Below are 16962 nucleotides of genomic sequence, written 5' to 3'. Positions count from 1 at the left end.
ATGGCTTGGAAAACAGTGAATCTTGGACCAGACAATCAAGGAGATTCGACCATGCAATTCACGTCTAATGTTGGTTCTGTCGACCGGATTCTGCGCCTGATCCTCGGTGGTGTGCTGATCCTTCTGGCACTGACCGGTACTATCGGCCCCTGGGGTTGGCTTGGGGCTGTGTTTGTGGTGACGGCATTCATGAAATTCTGTCCGATCTATGCGCTTCTGGGTCTGTGCACCAACAAGCAAGCCAAGCCGTAACACGACCAACCCTTGCCTCGTGCAACACCGGGATTTTCTGGATCCCGGCGTTGCGCAGCGGGCGCGGGTCAGGCGCGGCGTTTCTCAGAGCTGACGCTGTTTGAGGCGGCCCGAGCGCCCGTGATCCTGGCAAGGGCGGGGGCCAGCTCGGGGCTATTGAAACGGAACCCGCTGCGTAGCAGTTTTGCCGGAATGACACGCTGGCCACCCAGTATCGTTTCACGTCCCATATCCCCTGCGACGTTTGTGATCAGCCAAGCAGGCAGACGTATCAGGGCAGGGCGGTTCAATGCGTTTGCCAAAGCCTGTGTGAACTCTGCGTTGCGCACCGGGTTTGGAGCAGTGGCGTTGAGCGGGCCGTTGATATCCGGATGCGACATGGCGAATGCGATGACGCGGATCAGATCATTCCGTTCGATCCAGGGCATCCACTGTTGTCCATTCCCCAGCTGACAACCGGCACCAAACTCGAAAGGTGTCAGCATTCGGGCCAGCATGCCGCCTTCAACTCCCAGCACCAGACCGATACGCAGTTGCACAACCCGGACGCCCATATCCACGACTGGCGCAGCGGCGCGCTCCCATGTGTCGCACACCTCATGGATGAAGGCGGGGCAGTGCGTGTCGTCTTCGGTGAGGGTCTCGTCTTGCCGCAGCCCATACCAGCCCACGGCGGAGCCGGTGATCAGACAAGATGGTTTTTGATCCAGCCTGCGGATCAGTGCGACCAAATCTTTCGTCATCTTGACCCGAGACTGCAGGATGCGCGCGCGTTTCCGAGGCGTCCAATGCGCGTTTGCTACCGGCTCACCCGCCAGATTGACGATGGCGTCAAAACGCTCTGTGTTGTCAATTTGCTCGAGTGAGGTGATCAGGCGTACCGGATGGGTCAAAGCGTCGACCTTTTGCAGATTGCGGGTCAGGACGGTGACGTGGTGGCCGCCAGCAACCAGCGCTTCGACCAGACGTTGCCCGATGAAACCGGTGCCACCCGTGATCAGCAGATGTTGTCGGGGCGCGAGTTGCGCGACCAGAGAGGCCGAGTTGACAGCATTCAACCGCGTGCTGCGTGCGGCCGCCACCAAATCGCGCGCGCTGAACAGCGCCACACCAATCGCGGCAAGGGTCGCCATGATGCTCCAACCGCCGTGATGGACGGGTACCATCGCTGACGGCAGGGCAGACCAGGTCCAAAGGTATGGGGCAGCCAGCGCGAGGATCGCACCATAATTCAGCGCCAGCAAAGTGTGATTGACCCGTTCCGTGGCGGGGAGACGGCGGGTTAGGTCCTCTTCAACGAAATCCCAAAGGGTAATCAGGACCTCAAGGCCCAGGATTATGGTCAGAGCAATGGTAAACGTGCCGTGGGGTTCGAACCATCCAAGGCACAGGAAGATGACGGCGTAGAAAGCGTTCCTGACCCCATGCAGGCGCAGTTCGGTCTGTTGCGAAGGGCGCCAGGCCAGCCGCTCGGTGCCTTCATGGTGCACCAGCGTGTCGAATGCACCCATCGAGATCTGAAGGGCAATCAATGTCCAAAGCAGCGGGTCAGTCATGTCGGATCCTTTCTGTCGTAAAAAATGGCGTCCTGGTGGATCAACTCTCCGAACAGGCGGCTATGAAGGCTTAGGGAAAACAGAAACCGCGCGTCGCCAAGATCGGTGTGAGTGATGGTCAGAACGCCAGGGCGAATCCAGCGCGGGAGGCGCAGTTTCCTATCACCCAATTGAACGAAGTAATGATCGCTGAGAAAGCGGAGACCGGTGCGGTCTGCTTGAACGCGCAATGCGATACCGATACCGGCGCCGATGTATTCTTCGATCCCGGTCGGTCCAGAGAACCGTTTTGAGCTGTGGATAACTTGAGGAAACCCTCCGTCGCGCCCATACTGGCGGATCCAGAACTGTCCGTTAACGGAACTATCCTCGGTCACGGTGACAATCGCGGGCTGATCCACGCTGGATGTATCAAAGGGTAGGGGGCCGCCGATCAGACGGGCCAGATGCGCCAGCAGTTGCCCGGCCAGCGTCAGACGCATTGCTACAACTTTGCCCTGATAGACCACGCTGGCGCCGTTCGCTAGGCAATGACCAAACCGCGCCCGGACCTGATGGGGCAGGGCGGCCCAAGCTGCGGGGCCAACCAAGTCGCGAAACCTTTGATCGGACATGTCCATAACATGCGGAGAGAAATTGCTCAGTTTCATATCACACCATATGCTGTAGTTGCTGTTATTTCTGTAAGAAGAGAAAGGTATTCTCAAAATTTTTTACGACTTGCCTTTCTTGCTTCCGATCTTGAGGAGCATGATGATCTTGTCGCCCATCTTCATAAGAGCCGAAAGCTTGGACTTAGGGACCGACAGCATTTGCTCGGACCATTGGTCGGCCGTAGTCAGGAACTGTTGCATATTTTGCATTCTCTCCAATACGACAGGGGACAGATCAGCCTCGTCCGAGGCTTGTTGCACGCAGATGTCCAACGCCCGCATCGCGGGGTCGATCTCGCGCTCTTTGCGGCCTTTTGCAATCAGCAGGGCCATGTTCCAGACATCAGTTTCGGCTGCGAAGTGCTCGCGACGATCACCGGGGACGGGCACGCGGTGGATCAAACGCCATCCGGCCAGCTCTTTCAGCGAGTTTGAAACATTTGACCGGGCGATGCCAAGTTCGTTTGCGATTTCTTCGGCATTCATGGGCGAAGTGCTGAGGTACAAAAGCGCATGTATCTGCGCTACGGATCGGTTCACACCCCACTGGCTGCCCATATCACCCCAATAGAGGATGAATTGTGAACGGGCCGAGGATTCGGATAAATCAGTTGTTTCTGTCATGACAGAAATATGAGATACCGGTAGTCTGATGTCAAACAAATTTACCATGACGTCAGGGTGATCCGCCCGAAACCTGTACCGAGGTCTTGTCGCAACCGGATCGCAATTGATGACCGTGGAATCCTGAGTGACTAACCAATTCCAAAGTCAAATTTAGGGAATTAACCAGCCGCAACACCTGCCGTGCATTTGTAGCTAACAAACTATGCTAAAACCCGCGGTACGTTGGAACTGGTCACCTGACCGTGGCAATCTGGACATTTCCTACACGGAACCGACCATCCGCGGCCAACGGTACCCATTTTTCAGGACCGACACGCCGTCCACCTGTCCAGGTTCCGTTCGTTGAGCCCATATCACGAATAAAAAGATCGCCCGTTTTTTCTACGCGTAAAACACAATGCTGACCCGAAGTTCTTTCGCTGCGAGAAAGCGCAAGATCAGCCCAGTTCTTGTCACGTCCGATTTTGATCTGATGTGTGTTAGACAAGCCTTTAACATTCCGAAATTCGACAAACTTGCCGCGATCCGGGCCGTTCAGAACAACCAGTTGCCAAAAGGCCAAGGCGCGGGGAGCCATCGGGCTGTACCATGTCACATCGGCGGCCCTGTCATACCGGGATGCGACGTTCGGATTTGCTCCGGTTAAGCCAAACGACATGATCTTCTTCAACGCGCGGGTAGAACGCCGCATATGAGATACCGGATTGCCGCGTTTGTCGCGCATATTCAGACGTAAGGCATATCGTCCCAGGCTGTGCCCACCAAGAAAACCTTCGCAGATCAACCAGTAGCTAAGAACCAGGATCAGATAAAGCCCTACCGGTAAGGCCAGACCGGTATTTCCCAACCGTAGTTCCTGACGCAACACAGGTTCCAAAGTGACCAATACAAAACCCAGAAACATAAAATCTAGGACAGCGGCGGCGCTCAGCAGGCGCGCGGCGTTTTTTGAATCCAGAGGTCCACTGAGCTTCATGTCCGCGCCCCCAACAAAGTAAGCACCATAAAAAGGGCCGCGCCGATCGAGAATAGGAACAGCGCGTCGCACCTGATCCGCAGTGCTCGTCTACCACCTGCACCGGCGCTTTGAAAATGGAATCCAGCGACCCACACGGCAAGACCCGTTCCTGTGACAGTGAATAACAGGACTTCCGGCAAGACCTGTTGGTGGGGCGCAATAGAAAGCCAGTCAGCGGCCCCCACCATAAGGCCGCCCCACAAAAGCGCGACGACATAAGCTGCAAAGCCAAGAGACTCATTTCTTTGCTGACTTAGCTTTCCGACAAGTGCACCCAATCCCCATCCCAATGCCGCAGCGACTAAAACTAATAATGTCAGGCGGACAGGTAAAGACAGTGAAGAAACCTGAACATTGAACACAATACTGGACGTATTGTTCGTCAAATTGGAAGTAATACCGAGAAACGCAAGAAATGCGCCAACTCCGGCACCGAGGTGCCCAAGGAAGGTAAAAATATCATTTGCGAGTGAGAGTTTATCTCTGATATCAAAGGGTAATTTCATTGAAAATCTCGAGTTTGATAAATAAGGAATTCACGTGTTCGGCGACGTGAGACGATATTACCATTCTTCACTTGCACACATGCGAATCGTTGATTGAAAATAAAAAGTATGTGACTTCATAATCAACTACGAAGAAAATTATGAGTACGGAGTTTGTTGATGCGTTCAGTAGCAATTTCTATTTTTGCGGTTTTTTCTCTTCTACTTTCAGCCTGTACAGAAGAAACAATTCAATCTGCGTCATCATCGGCAGTCGCTGGCAAGACGCAGCAGGAAAAGCAACTTGAAAAGCAGGTTCGAAGCCTGGATCAGGTTTCAAAAGATATCATCGTCAACAATACCATTCAGGGTGCCCTGGCTGGTGCAGTCGTTGGTTGTGGGATCGGATTGTTGCTGGGTGGCAGTGGCAGCGATTGTGCCGCTGGTGCAGCAGCAGGTGGCCTGATCGGCGGCGTAGGCGGCAATCAGGTCGGCAAGAAAGCGGCAGCCAAAAATGTTGAAATCGTCAACAGCAAGGCTGTTCTGGCCAATCTGTCCAACGTCAGTAAGCAACTGAATTCGGTCGAAGCAAACCTGCGGTCAGTTCTGGCATCGCAAAACGCGGAACTGAAGTCGCTTCGTCGTCAACTGGATGGCGGCCAGGTTTCTCAATCGGCGTACAACGCACGCGTCAAGGCTATCAAGTCAAACCGCCAGGTTGTTTCGAATGAGCTAAAGCGCAGCGAAAAGAACATGGATGGAACGATTTCCGAGTTGCGTGCTGCCTCAAGCAAAGGCCAGCCTGGTCTGGGTGGAGCCACGAATGCAGCCGTCAGCAACAAAAATCGTCTGGCGCGGACGCGGGCATCCATCAATCTTCTTTAAGTTTCTTTGACCCGCGTTCGTTACCGGACGCGGGATTTCCAATAGTAAGTGTGTACCATGACCTCTGATCTTTTTCGTTTCTCAAAACCGGTAATGCTGGTCTCATTGATCGCCCTTGCGGGATGTACAGGATCTACGGACCCAACCACCGCGACTCTCTTCGACAATATAGCTAACCTGAATTCCGGGGAATACGATCGCCAGATTGCGCAGAACAAGGCGCAAGCGGATGCCATTCTTGCTCAGAACAAGGCGGCTGAGCAGCGAAACGCTCAGCTAGCGGCGCAGCGCAATGCCAATCAAAGCGAGATAAACGCGTTGCGTCAGCAGATTGCGGAAGTCAAAGCCCAAGGGGCCAAAGCCCGCGCAGCGTCAGCTTCGGACCCGGTGAAACTGCAGCAAGTTCAGGCTTTGGACAATCAACTGGGGGCCGTCGAACGGGACGTATCAAGCGGCGCTGATCCGTCTGTTGTACGCAACGAACTGAACCGGATTAAGTCGGCCTATCGCGCGCTGTCGATCTGATAAGAAACACGCCAGGTCGGCGCTTGTCGACGCATGCGACGACCGGGACAACTTGCCTGAGGGGGGTCTTGGGATCGTGACCTACGGAATATCACGCACATTTATTGCGGTTGCGGCTGCATTGGTTTTTGCAAGCTCAGCCCAGGCGCAGGACGGTAAGACGCGTGCGCCTGCGACCGGGCTTGCCATTCTGGATTGCGCTCCGGCAAAACCTGCACCGGAAGACAGTTGTCTGGTGCGGGTACCGTCAGGCAACGAACGCGGCGGTATGAGCTTTCGATCCCTTGGTGATACGCAAGCTGATTTCGAGTTCGTCAAAGATGTCGACGAATTGCCCGGTAACCTGACCCTCTCTGCTACAATGGTTCTGATTGACCTTTCTGTCGGGGATCGCAGTGGCAGGGTGCGCAGCTGGAGCCGTGAACGGGACCTAATATCGCGCGTAGTGACGAACCTGCCGCCGGATGAGAAAGTTGCGATCTACGGTTTCGGCAACGATATTGTCGAACTCTCGCCATTCTCCACCAGCCGCGCGCGCGCGGAAGACGTGGTCAAATCTCTTGAGATCAAAGAACAGAACACGCGCCTTGTTGCAAACTCGACCCGGGCGATCGAATTGCTTAGCGAGCAGGACGATGTGCTGTTGAAGAACCTGATCCTGATCACCGACGGCGACGAGGAAGGGTTGGCCACTGTTGAAGAGATTTCAGAGGCTGCAGAAAAGGCAGGAGTGTCTGTCTCAGCTCTTGGGATGTTCTGGCGGGCACAGGGGAATGCCCGTACTACGCGCGGCATCGATGTTTTGAAACGCCTGACAGATCCTCAACAGGGTCTAATGGAAGAAGTGTTTCTTCAGAACCAACAAACAGCAAACACGGTAGTTTCAACCTTCATTCGAACTTATGGAAATTCGGTCAAGGGTTCCGGCCTGATCGTGCCCGTAGGCGATGCGGCGCCAGCGCGTATCACGATTGACATGATCGAACCTGTTGTTGGTCAACCTGGTCAGACACAGACCAAGAGCTACTCGGCAGAGTTTCAGCCTGTCAATGTAGCGGCGGCGCAAACGGAAGAACCGGCTGAACCGGAAGTGGATGAAACTCTGATTTTCGGCTTGCCGGCTTTGTATGTCTATGTCGGTGCCGGTGTTCTGGCATTGCTGGTACTTTTGCTGGCGTTCTTGCTGATGCGTCGCGGGGGCTCTGGTTTTGATGATGATCTGGAAGAGATCGAACTGGGGGATATCCCAAATGCTGAGGAAGTGCCGAACCGCGACGCAGCACCGACGGCTGCGCATGTACCACCTCCGGTTGCCTTTCTTGTGCGTGTTGACAATGGACATCGGTTTCCGGTGCCCGCAGGGCGTTCGACCTTGGGCCGCAGCAGCACTAACGCCGTGGTCGTTCCCGATAGCGGCGTATCCCGTGTTCATGCCGAACTGAGCGGATCGCTGGATGGCAAGTTCACACTCAGTGATCTGGATAGTCTGAACGGGACGCTGGTCAATGATCGCAAGATCAAAGGCACGCAAAGAATAAATGTGGGTGACACTGTGGGCCTTGGGCCCGTGCGCCTGAAACTGGTCCGCGGTTAATCCGCCAGATCATCTGAACAGGAAAGGTGATGAAAATGGGTAACGATAACAAGACTAGCTGGTTGTTCGATAAGGATGACGAAGAGTTGAACGATCTGGACATAGAAGGAGATGACGGTTTTACCGAAAGCCTTGCCCCTTCGAACAATGAACCGACACATGCAATCGGCGGATCATCCTACAGCGAAGCCCCGACCGAATATGTAGAATCTGACAAGACGCAGATCTACCACGGAGGTATGTCCAAGAGCTTTTCCGGAAAAGCCGAATTTGATCCAATGATTGATCCCATTACAGGGTGGTTGGTCGTGGTGAAGGGCCCCGGACTGGGACAGTCTGTAAACCTGGGTTCAGGTATGAACACGCTGGGACGCGAGGGAGGAGAGCGTGTGTCACTGGATTTTGGTGACAAGTTGATTTCTGGTAAGGATCATCTGCGTATCATTTTTGACGACGCCAATCGGGTATTCTTTGCAGCCCCCGGAACAGGCCGCAATATCAGTCGGATCAACGGGCAGATCGTCGCCACGACAATGCCGCTTGAGAACTATGCTTTGATTGAATTGTCCAAGCAGACTCATGTGCGTTTTGTTGCTTTCTGTAACGAGGATTTTGACTGGTCGGAACTGGCCCAATCCTCTGAAGACTAATTCAGATGACAATTATCAGCGGCAAGCAAAGCCTGGGCCAGCGCGAGAACCAGGAAGATGCGTTTGACATCGTATTCCAGAATGAACGTGACCCCAAATCAGATATCCTCATGCTGGTCGCCGACGGGATGGGGGGGCACGCTGGTGGTGAAGTGGCCGCGAACATGGCGTTGTCAACCTTCAAATCCCATTTCATCGAAGGCTCGAACGCCCCTCGTCCTCGAGACCGGTTGCAGGAGTCATTGATCGCGGCCAATGAAGCTCTGCGTCACAAGATTGGCAGCCAACCGGATCTAAAGGGCATGGGGTGTACACTTGTTGCCGCCCTGAAACTGGGTGACCGTTTGGTCTGGTTGTCCGTCGGAGACAGCAGCTTGTTTCTACTACGCGACGGACGGCTGAAAAAGCTCAACGCTGATCACTCGCTTTACGGCGAGCTTTTGCAGATGGTTGCGTCTGGTCAAATCACTCAGGACGAGGCTGACAACCATCCGCGTCGCAACGCACTGCGCTCTGCCTTGATGGGAGATCGGATTTCACTGACGGATATCAACGCGATCAACCTGAAACCCGGTGATGTCGTACTGGTATGTTCTGACGGGCTTGATACGTTGTCGCAAGCCGAGATCACCGGTGTGTTGCAAAGCGGTAAAAGTCGCGACATGCGTGGTGTGGCCTCGGATCTGCTGAATGCCGTCGAGGCGAAAGGCAAACCGAAACAGGATAATACGACTGTTGTGGTTTATGCACATGTTCAGGAAGGCATGAGCAGCATGTTGCGGGGCAGCCAGTGGGCGTTCACACCCGCTGACAATCGAAAGAAAACACTGAAATACATTGCGATCGGACTTGGGGCTTTAGCCGTTGGGGCCACTATTGGTGCGCTGAGTTTCGGTGACAAGAAGTCAGCGGAAACTGATCTGGCACCAAAGCCCGAGTCCGCTCCAGTAGAGCAGGAAGAACGCAGTATCGGAGACAGCTCGGTCGCCGAGCCGGTTTCGCCGGAAACGCCTGTTGAAGGTGTTGAGAGCCCCGCACCCGAAGAATCGGATGCTCAGGAACCGGTGGCTGATCCGGAAGCGCCTGGTGAAGAAGCCCCTCCGTCAGATGCGCCTGAAGCGTCGGGTGATCAGCCTAGTGAAGATGTGACCAATCAGGATGAGCAACCGTCCACTGATTCAGTAGTTCAGGAGTAGCGCCGCCCGTGTCCGCTCATTTGCCAAGGGGAGAAACCTTTGCCGGCTATGTCCTAGGGGACGTGCTTGGGCAAGGGGGCTTTGGCATCACCTATCAATCGCGCAACCGGGAATCAGGTGAACGATTTGCAATCAAGGAGTACTTCCCGGCGGATTACGCCAGTCGCGGACCGAAGAACGCAGTCGTTCCCACAAACGAAGGGCGCCAGCTTTTTCACATGGGGCTCGAAGCGTTTTTGCAGGAAGCTAACATGTTGCGCGACCTGCCGCAGCAGCAGGGCTTGATGCGTGTTCGGGCGGCTTTTCGCAAGCATGGTACAGCCTATTGCGTGATGGAATACATCCACGGCGATCCGTTGGACCGGATGCTGACTCGTATGATCGAGGCACGTGGCTCCGTACCTCAGGACCTCGTAAAAAAGTTTCTCCAATCAATGCTTGGTGCATTGGATGCGGTTCACAAAGTTGGCATTGTGCATCGCGACATGAAGCCTGCGAATGTCATGATCCGAAAAGATGGGCAGCCGATCCTGATTGACTTCGGAGCAGCGCGACTGATGGGCAAGTCCAGCGGGTTGGCTTCTATGTTCACACGGAAATACGCCGCGATCGAGCAGTTTCCGCCCGAAAAAACCGGGTTGGCGGGCGGAGTTCACGAAGGACCGTGGAGCGATCTGTTCGCATTGTCCGTTATTCTTTACGAAATGGTGTCGCAAAGCCTGCCGCCAAATGCGGAAGAACGCTGGAAAGACAAGCGGGCCACTGGTCGTGATCCTTATGTGCCCGTGCGTCAGAATCTGATCCGCAACCGTGTGCAGGCCCAATATGATGACGTTCTGCTCAATGCGATCGACATGGGGTGTCAGCTGTTGCCCCGAGACCGAATTCAGACTGCGCGAGACTATGCCCGGATTTCAGGTATCGATTTGCGTCACCCTGTCGAGAAACATGAACCACCTGACCCGAAACCAAAGCGACCGCAGGACGGTCGCACGCCTCGACATAAGCGCGGTGGTCGTGCTGGGCATAAGGCATCGCTAGTGGTGTTGTTGTTTATTCTGGTCGTTGCTGTGGCCGTAATTGCGTATGGAACTTTGATGTGAATGTTGTGATCGCCCTTCGTGCAATGTTTTTCTCAGTTGTTTGGTCAGCTGCTTTCGGAGTGTCAGCTGCATGCGCGCAGATCCAATCCGAAGTCGTTACGGTGGCTGATGGTGCGGTTGGGCGTGTGGTTGTCCAATACGATGGTGGATGGGGAACCGGGTCTGGCTTTGTGCTTGCGCCTTTGCCGGGTGGAGGCGGGTATTATTTCCTGACCAATCACCACGTGATCGAAGGTGGTGTCAGCGCGTTTGTTGGCTTCAAGAAAGGCGACCGGATCTACAAATACGGCGTTCAGGTCGCATACGATTCCTTTGAAAAGGACATGGCTATCCTGAAGATCACACCGCAGGAATCCTTTGATCACAAACCCAACGTTCTGGCGGTGCGTGTTGGGACAATCAACAAAGGCGAGCAGGTTGCCGCAGTCGGTTTTCCTGGCACTTCAGACGTATCCAATGACAGCGGAAACGAGCTGGCCTTTTTTGAGACCACATTGACACAAGGGGCCGTCAGCAAAGTTTCACCCGGAAAAACGCAGCGGAATCGTGGTACGCAAGAAATTGTTCAGCACACTGCAGCAATCAACCCCGGAAACTCCGGCGGGCCGATGATCGATTTCTGCGGTTCGGTTTTGGGGATCAACACCGCCGGTGTCATGTTGAATTCGGATGGTGAAACTCCTGCTAACGGCACGTTCTTTGCACCATCCGCCAATTCCATCGCCGGTTTCCTGCAAGACAGCAATGTCCCGTTCACGCGTCACAAGGCAGGTTGTGATCCTGACAATCCAACTGTCGTTTCCGGTGGTACGTCAGACAGCAACCTTCTGATCATCCTTGCTGTATTGTGCGGTGGAGGCGCTGTGGTGATCGGTGGGATGTACTATGTCGTCTCGCAAAGTCGCGGTAAGGCTGATTTTAAACCCGAGCGGTCGGCTGCGTCTTCCAAATCCTCTGGGCGGTCTATTCTTGCCGTGGGCATGGCGGGTCATTCTGCGCAGTTCAGTGCTCGGCAGTTGCAATCCGGTGTCACCATCGGGCGTGCCAGCGAGAACACATTGACAGTCACTGATCGCAATTTGAGCCGCCGTCATGCAAGCCTCTCTCTGCAGGGGCGCAAGATGATGCTGACAGATCTTGGGTCTTCGAATGGGACCAAGGTTGACGGGCGGCGCCTCAAGCCAAACGAGCCGGTGCAGATCAACACCACGTCGAGGGTTGAACTGGGAGGGATAGCGCTTGTCCTCAAACGACCCTGATACCGTCCTGTCAATCCGGAACCTTGGTATAGAACGAGCGCCGAGTTTCTTTGTTGTGATCGAAGAACTGGACCTGAGGGCAGGTGAGACCATTGTTCTGGATGCTGTCAGCGGGGCGGGTAAAAGTACCGCTCTGGGGTTGATCGCGGGGGCGCTTCCGTTGACTGCATTGCCGGATACGCACCACGAGATAGCTGGCGTTACGGTGACGTCGGATACGCCTCGTGCGGATTTTGCGGGGCCGGACAAGCTGGGATTTGTACTTCAAACAAACACACTGGTTCCATATCTGACATTGCTCGAAAACATCGAACTGCCCGTGCGCGTTGCGGGTCAGGAACCCGATGCAGAATGGCAGGACCATCTAATCCGGTCGATGGGCCTGGGTGACTATGGGGCGCGAAAGCCGGGTCAGTTATCTGTTGGTCAACGACAGCGAGTATCCGTTGCGCGGGCTTTGTTGGGTCGACCGGCCCTGTTGCTGCTGGATGAGCCGGTGTCGGCATTGGATCCCGCGAATGTCGCCGAGGTCGAGGGCTTGATCGTGCATCTTGCGGCAGAGGCCGGGTCTGCTGTCGTGTTGGCCAGCCATCAGGCGCAGACCGGTGAGTTTGCGCAAACGCCTCGGGCTGATCATCGGCTTCTGGATCATCAGGGGCAGTCCTATTCCATCTTTTCCACAGCGGGTCGTGTAGCGGCCAAGGTGGCATGATGTTGAAAATACCAACCAAACTGGCCCTCAGGGAGTTAAAGCACGACTGGCAATCGGCTTTATGTTTTGTCGCTGCCTTGGCTGGTGTTCTTGGACCTCTGCTGATCATACTTGCGCTCAAGAATGGGGTCATCGGCACAATGGTCGGGCGTCTGATCGAAGATCCGTCGAACCGAGAAATCCTGGCCATCGGTGCGGGGCAGCATGATGCTGCCTTCTTTGCAGGTTTGAGTGCGCGGCAAGATGTAGGTTTTGTTGTTCCTGCAACACGCTCAATCAACACATCCGCAAACGCTGTTCGGAATGAGGCGCAGCGGAAACTGGAGCGGGCGGTGCCATTGATCCCGTCATCTGCGGGTGACCCCTTGGTCAAGGGCGAGGCCGTCGGTCCCGGCCGGATCTGGATATCAGACACGCTGGCAAGTGATCTTTCGGTTTCCGCAGGTGATACACTGGACATGATTATCGGGCGCGAGGTCGACGGGCAGCGCGAGAACGCGCGGCGCGACCTGACGGTTATCGGTGTGCTATCGCCTGAGATCTGGCCGCGGCCCGCAATCTTCCTGTCGGTTCCCGACTTGCTGGCAGTTGAGCGGTTCCGGGATGACCTGTCCGCGACACCTGGTAACTGGACGGACCCGGTTCCGGAACCTGACAGCTTTGCCAGCTATCGCCTGTATGCCAGGTCTCTCGAAGATATCGCAACCCTTTCCGCTTATTTGGCGGATATCGGTTTGCAATCTCGTCCAAGGGCTGAAAACGCAGCGCTGTTGCTGTCATTTCGCCGGAATTTAAACATCCTTTTCACGGCCGTAGCGGCATTGGCGATGTTCGGGTTTTGGGCTGCAATGTCAGCCAACCTTCGTGGTATGGTCGAGCGTCAACGCGTCATCTTCAGTTTGTTTTCCATGTTGACGATGCCCGATCGTCAGCGGTGCGTCATTCCCGTTGTGCAAAGCCTGACGCTTGTACTGGGTGGTGTGATTGCGACCTTGGTTATCATCCTGCCTTTTCTGCTTGCCATCAATGCCAGCTTCGAAACGGCGCCCGGAGAGGCCATTGCGCGCCTTTACCCCGGTGACATTCTGGCCACTCTGGGTCTGGGCGCTGTGACAGCTGTCACGGCAGCGGCCTGGGCGGTATTTGCCGTTCGCAATGTTGAACCACAGGAGGTTTTGACCCATGCCTAGACTTCCTCTGAGTATGATTGCCACTCTGATCGGCCTTTTCAGCTTGACTTCAACCGCACAGGCGCAGGACATCACTTGGCGCGAGAAATATTTTAATCCGCAACCCGCCGAGGGAGATTTGACTCTGCCAATGCCGTGCGGCGGAGCGATGACGTTTCGAAAGATCGCAACTCCTAATACTGACGGCGTGATTGGCGATGTTTCGGTTGTACTTGGTCAGGAAGGAAGCGAGCAGCCCTATCTGAACGGTCTTCGCCGGGCGTTTGTATCTGGTGCGTTCGCGGATGAAGATGGTGCGGCCAAGGGCTACTTCTACATGGCCAAATACGAGTTGGCACAGGCACAATGGGATGTGGTCATGGCTGGTCAATGTTCCGAAAAGGAACCCCGCCGACGCGAGTTTGTTCCTGCCGTCGCACAATCAAAGCTCGACTATCAGCGCTTTGCTGAGGCCTATACGCTATGGTTGATGCAGAACGCCCCGGATACGTTACCGCGTGTCGGTGAAACACGTGGGTATCTGCGATTGCCGACTGAAGAAGAGTGGGAATACTCTGCCCGCGGTGGGTTGGCCGTTGATCAAGCTCTGTTCCGGGCGCCCTTGCCCCCGATTCCGGAAGGGACGCCGCAGGACGAATTCATAGCACATGGTGGAACAGCGTCGGCGGGCGGTAAATTACAGGTTATAGGTTCGTTGCGCCCCAACCCTTTGGGTCTGCATGACATGCTGGGCAATGCGGCCGAAATCGTTGGCGATCCATTTGCTTTGGTCCGTCACGGCCGATTGCACGGACAGGCCGGAGGATTTGTGAAACGGGGGGGTGATGCACGCACACCCTTGGCGGACATCACTTCTTCGACCCGGTTCGAAGTGCCGCCGTTTGACATTTTGTCCAATACCTCTTCAGCGGACCGGTTTACCGGCACACGTCTTGTGTTGCAGGGCTTGGCCATTACTTCGGCTGATCAGGACCAGGCTCTGAAAGATGGACTGGACCAATTGGCACGCCCGGACGAAGGTCTTGCTGTAGCGGCCAGCGAACAAGAGGCGATGGACCTTCTGGATGAGATATCGGCCGAGACGTTGTCGGATCGGACCAAAACTCAATTGGCGGTGATCAAGGATACCTTGAACAGGGGGCGTGTGGAACGTAACGCGCAACGCGACCAGTCGATCCGCCTTATCCTGACCTCGGGTGTACTTGTCTGCGGGCAGGGCATTCGACGTTATCTAAATGCGCTGATTTCATCACTGACAATTGCACCTGAGCTGGATGCGCTGGAGGCGGAAGCGCGGGCAAGCGGGGACCAGTCTTTCCTTGACGAAGTGCTTGCTGCCAAAGAGGACGCTGCGGCCAAGCTGGCCGAACTTGAGGCCAAGGCCAAGGCTGATATTGTCGAATATGCCAACCTGATCGAAGGGTTGGTCGATCAGTATTCACCTGTTTTGCTGCGCAAGCAGATCGATTTCATCTATCCGACAGAAGCAGAGCGGGGTCGCGAGCGCGCGACTTGCCTTGCTATGGTTCAGGATCATATCGGTGCGCGAAGCGTAGCTGGCTATTCGGATTTGGATCAGATTGCGAACGACTTTCAGGCAGTTGCTTTGTCGTTTGTCGAAGAATGAATTGGAAAGGTTGAACTATGCGGGATGTATTGAACAAATCGCTTGAAGTACTGGTCTGGATAACGACTTGTCTATCCATTGTCTTTTTCTGTTTCACAGCAATTACGATGTTGCGGCTATCTCCGCTGGGGCCGGATACAACGACCATCATTGCAGCCTTTCTGACTGTGGTGTTCGGGATTACCGCTTCGCTTGTTTTTGCTGGCATCTGTTTTCAAATCATGGATATCCGCACCTTTTCCAAACACAGCGCGATCAGTTTGAAGAGCCGGAGGTAACATAAGCTATGGAACATTCTGTACTTGGGCTTCGACCCGGCAGCGTCCTTCAGGATACCTACGAGATCAAGTCTCTGTTGGGTGAAGGTGGTATGGGTGCCACATTCCGGGGTTTGAACCGGGCCAGCGGTCACGAAGTGGCAATCAAAGTAATGACACCTAGCTTTGCCAAGAACCAAAAAGCGGTTGACCTGTTCCGGCGCGAAGCGAATTTGCTGCGAACTGTCCGTAGCGAGGCGGTGGTCCGGTTCGAAACCTCCATGCTGGATAAGGACGGGCGCTTGTTTCTGGTCATGGAATTTGTACCGGGTCATCCTCTGTCGCATTATCTGAAAAAGGGCGCGCGACTTTCGTCCGATGACGTTCTAAAATTGGGGTTGCGACTGGCGCAGGGGCTGGAGGCAATCCATAAACTGGGCATCGTTCATCGAGATGTTGCACCCGACAATGTGATGATCTCGCATGAAGACATTAATCAAGCGAAGTTCATAGATTTCGGTTTGGCATCTGACAGCATCGGAACCGACAAATCGATAATCGGCGACAGTTTTGCAGGCAAGCTGCGCTATTGTGCTCCAGAACAGTTGGGTTTGTTTGGCAATAGTGTTTCAGCCGCGACCGATGCCTACGCATTGGGTCTTGTGTTGATGCGTACGACCGGGCTCGAGTTGCCAGGTGAAGGTAAAGGTTTTGCCGCGGTTGAAGACCGAAAGGTGGACATCAAGATAACCGATCCAAAGGTTGCGCCCGGTCTGAAATCTGTTTTGGAACACCTGCTGAAAGCCAACCCCAAAGACCGTCCCAGTGACCTGCCTGGCTTGTTTCGCACAGCAATGAGCGGTGCCAAGGCAGCACCGACTTCGGCGGCTGTACCCCGTCAGCCGACTGCCGCGCCCGACCAGGGTGGGGGCAGCAAACTACCTTTGATTGCGGCGGGTATCGTCGCTCTGATCGCAATTGCTGGAGGTGCATGGTATTTTCTGTCAGGAGCTGGTGGTTCGTCAGCCAAGGTCAATGAGTCTGTCGGGATTGCGCAGGAGGCCGTTGCTGCCGATAACCCACTGACAGCCGCACGAGACCTCTTGGCTGTGGGCGGGGCACAGAATCTGGATGCCGCTTTGGGCGCGCTGATTGCGATCAGCAACGATCAGGAGTTGTCCCAACAGGATCGGGCATCAGCCAATATCCTGATTGCTGAGATGTATGATCCTAAAACGCACAGCACCGTTACATCGCCTTTCCCGCGCCCTGACCCGTCGGCAGCACGGCGTTATTATCAGCGCGCAGCTGATCTTGGGTCGGACCCGGCGCGTCAGGCTTTGGATCGATTGGCTGAGTGAGGAGGTGAAGAA

General features: G+C 55.0%; 18 protein-coding genes. 13 read left to right on the top strand and 5 right to left on the bottom strand.

Annotated elements, in window-relative coordinates; all coding sequences use genetic code 11:
• The first annotated feature begins 51 nt into the window (after positions 1-51).
• A complete protein-coding gene (locus ACR3E2_RS19025; RefSeq protein WP_480483558.1) occupies positions 52-252 on the top strand; it encodes a YgaP family membrane protein in 201 nt (66 codons plus the stop codon).
• Between the two features lie 68 nt (positions 253-320).
• On the opposite strand, the gene ACR3E2_RS19020 is transcribed toward ACR3E2_RS19025, so the two are convergent.
• From ACR3E2_RS19020 to ACR3E2_RS19000, 5 genes are all read right to left on the bottom strand, one after another.
• Positions 321-1808 (bottom strand): TIGR01777 family oxidoreductase, encoded by a 1488-nt coding sequence (locus ACR3E2_RS19020; RefSeq protein ID WP_480483557.1) that lies wholly within the window; start codon positions 1806-1808, stop codon positions 321-323.
• Positions 1805-2458, bottom strand: coding sequence for a DUF4166 domain-containing protein (locus ACR3E2_RS19015; RefSeq protein ID WP_480483556.1), 654 nt, complete (start codon positions 2456-2458; stop codon positions 1805-1807). The genes ACR3E2_RS19020 and ACR3E2_RS19015 overlap by 4 nt, the downstream gene beginning before the upstream one ends.
• A gap of 63 nt (positions 2459-2521) precedes the next feature.
• The gene (locus tag ACR3E2_RS19010; protein ID WP_480483554.1) at positions 2522-3085 is read right to left on the bottom strand and encodes a GbsR/MarR family transcriptional regulator; all 564 of its coding nucleotides are present in this window, start codon (positions 3083-3085) and stop codon (positions 2522-2524) included.
• Between the two features lie 235 nt (positions 3086-3320).
• Positions 3321-4064, bottom strand: a complete 744-nt coding sequence (locus ACR3E2_RS19005; protein WP_480483552.1) for an FHA domain-containing protein — start codon at positions 4062-4064, stop codon at positions 3321-3323.
• Positions 4061-4612 carry a hypothetical protein gene (locus tag ACR3E2_RS19000; RefSeq protein ID WP_480483550.1) on the bottom strand — a complete coding sequence of 184 codons (552 nt, stop codon included), beginning with the start codon at positions 4610-4612 and terminating at the stop codon, positions 4061-4063. The genes ACR3E2_RS19005 and ACR3E2_RS19000 overlap by 4 nt, the downstream gene beginning before the upstream one ends.
• Before the next feature lie 159 nt (positions 4613-4771).
• Here ACR3E2_RS19000 and ACR3E2_RS18995 point away from each other — a divergent pair, with 159 nt between their 5' ends.
• From ACR3E2_RS18995 to ACR3E2_RS18940, 12 genes are all read left to right on the top strand, one after another.
• Positions 4772-5476 carry a hypothetical protein gene (locus ACR3E2_RS18995; RefSeq protein WP_480483548.1) on the top strand — a complete coding sequence of 235 codons (705 nt, stop codon included), beginning with the start codon at positions 4772-4774 and terminating at the stop codon, positions 5474-5476.
• A 57-nt stretch (positions 5477-5533) separates the two neighbouring features.
• Positions 5534-6001, top strand: a complete 468-nt coding sequence (locus ACR3E2_RS18990; RefSeq protein WP_480483546.1) for a hypothetical protein — start codon at positions 5534-5536, stop codon at positions 5999-6001.
• A gap of 76 nt (positions 6002-6077) precedes the next feature.
• Entirely contained in the window at positions 6078-7595 is a 1518-nt protein-coding gene (locus ACR3E2_RS18985; protein ID WP_480483544.1) for an FHA domain-containing protein, read from the top strand.
• A 35-nt stretch (positions 7596-7630) separates the two neighbouring features.
• Positions 7631-8245: an FHA domain-containing protein gene (locus ACR3E2_RS18980; RefSeq protein ID WP_480483542.1), complete on the top strand. Its 615-nt coding sequence runs from the start codon at positions 7631-7633 to the stop codon at positions 8243-8245.
• Positions 8246-8250: 5 nt separating this feature from the next.
• Positions 8251-9441, top strand: coding sequence for a PP2C family protein-serine/threonine phosphatase (locus ACR3E2_RS18975; RefSeq protein WP_480483540.1), 1191 nt, complete (start codon positions 8251-8253; stop codon positions 9439-9441).
• 8 nt (positions 9442-9449) lie between these two features.
• Entirely contained in the window at positions 9450-10544 is a 1095-nt protein-coding gene (locus ACR3E2_RS18970) for a serine/threonine protein kinase (RefSeq protein WP_480483538.1), read from the top strand.
• A gap of 59 nt (positions 10545-10603) precedes the next feature.
• Positions 10604-11803: a trypsin-like peptidase domain-containing protein gene (locus ACR3E2_RS18965; RefSeq protein ID WP_480483536.1), complete on the top strand. Its 1200-nt coding sequence runs from the start codon at positions 10604-10606 to the stop codon at positions 11801-11803.
• Positions 11784-12515, top strand: a complete 732-nt coding sequence (locus tag ACR3E2_RS18960) for an ATP-binding cassette domain-containing protein (RefSeq protein WP_480483534.1) — start codon at positions 11784-11786, stop codon at positions 12513-12515. Before ACR3E2_RS18965 ends, ACR3E2_RS18960 begins: the two co-directional genes overlap by 20 nt.
• Entirely contained in the window at positions 12515-13705 is a 1191-nt protein-coding gene (locus ACR3E2_RS18955) for an ABC transporter permease family protein (RefSeq protein ID WP_480487982.1), read from the top strand. Before ACR3E2_RS18960 ends, ACR3E2_RS18955 begins: the two co-directional genes overlap by 1 nt.
• The gene (locus ACR3E2_RS18950; RefSeq protein WP_480483530.1) at positions 13698-15332 is read left to right on the top strand and encodes a formylglycine-generating enzyme family protein; all 1635 of its coding nucleotides are present in this window, start codon (positions 13698-13700) and stop codon (positions 15330-15332) included. Before ACR3E2_RS18955 ends, ACR3E2_RS18950 begins: the two co-directional genes overlap by 8 nt.
• A gap of 17 nt (positions 15333-15349) precedes the next feature.
• Entirely contained in the window at positions 15350-15610 is a 261-nt protein-coding gene (locus ACR3E2_RS18945) for a hypothetical protein (protein WP_480492850.1), read from the top strand.
• A gap of 8 nt (positions 15611-15618) precedes the next feature.
• Positions 15619-16950, top strand: a complete 1332-nt coding sequence (locus ACR3E2_RS18940; RefSeq protein ID WP_480483528.1) for a serine/threonine-protein kinase — start codon at positions 15619-15621, stop codon at positions 16948-16950.
• Positions 16951-16962: the final 12 nt, after the last annotated feature.

The sequence above is a fragment of the Ruegeria sp. AL7 genome, assembly GCF_056536105.1.
The sequence above is the reverse complement of the archived record's forward strand: the minus strand, read 5'-3'. Positions and strand labels throughout refer to the sequence as shown.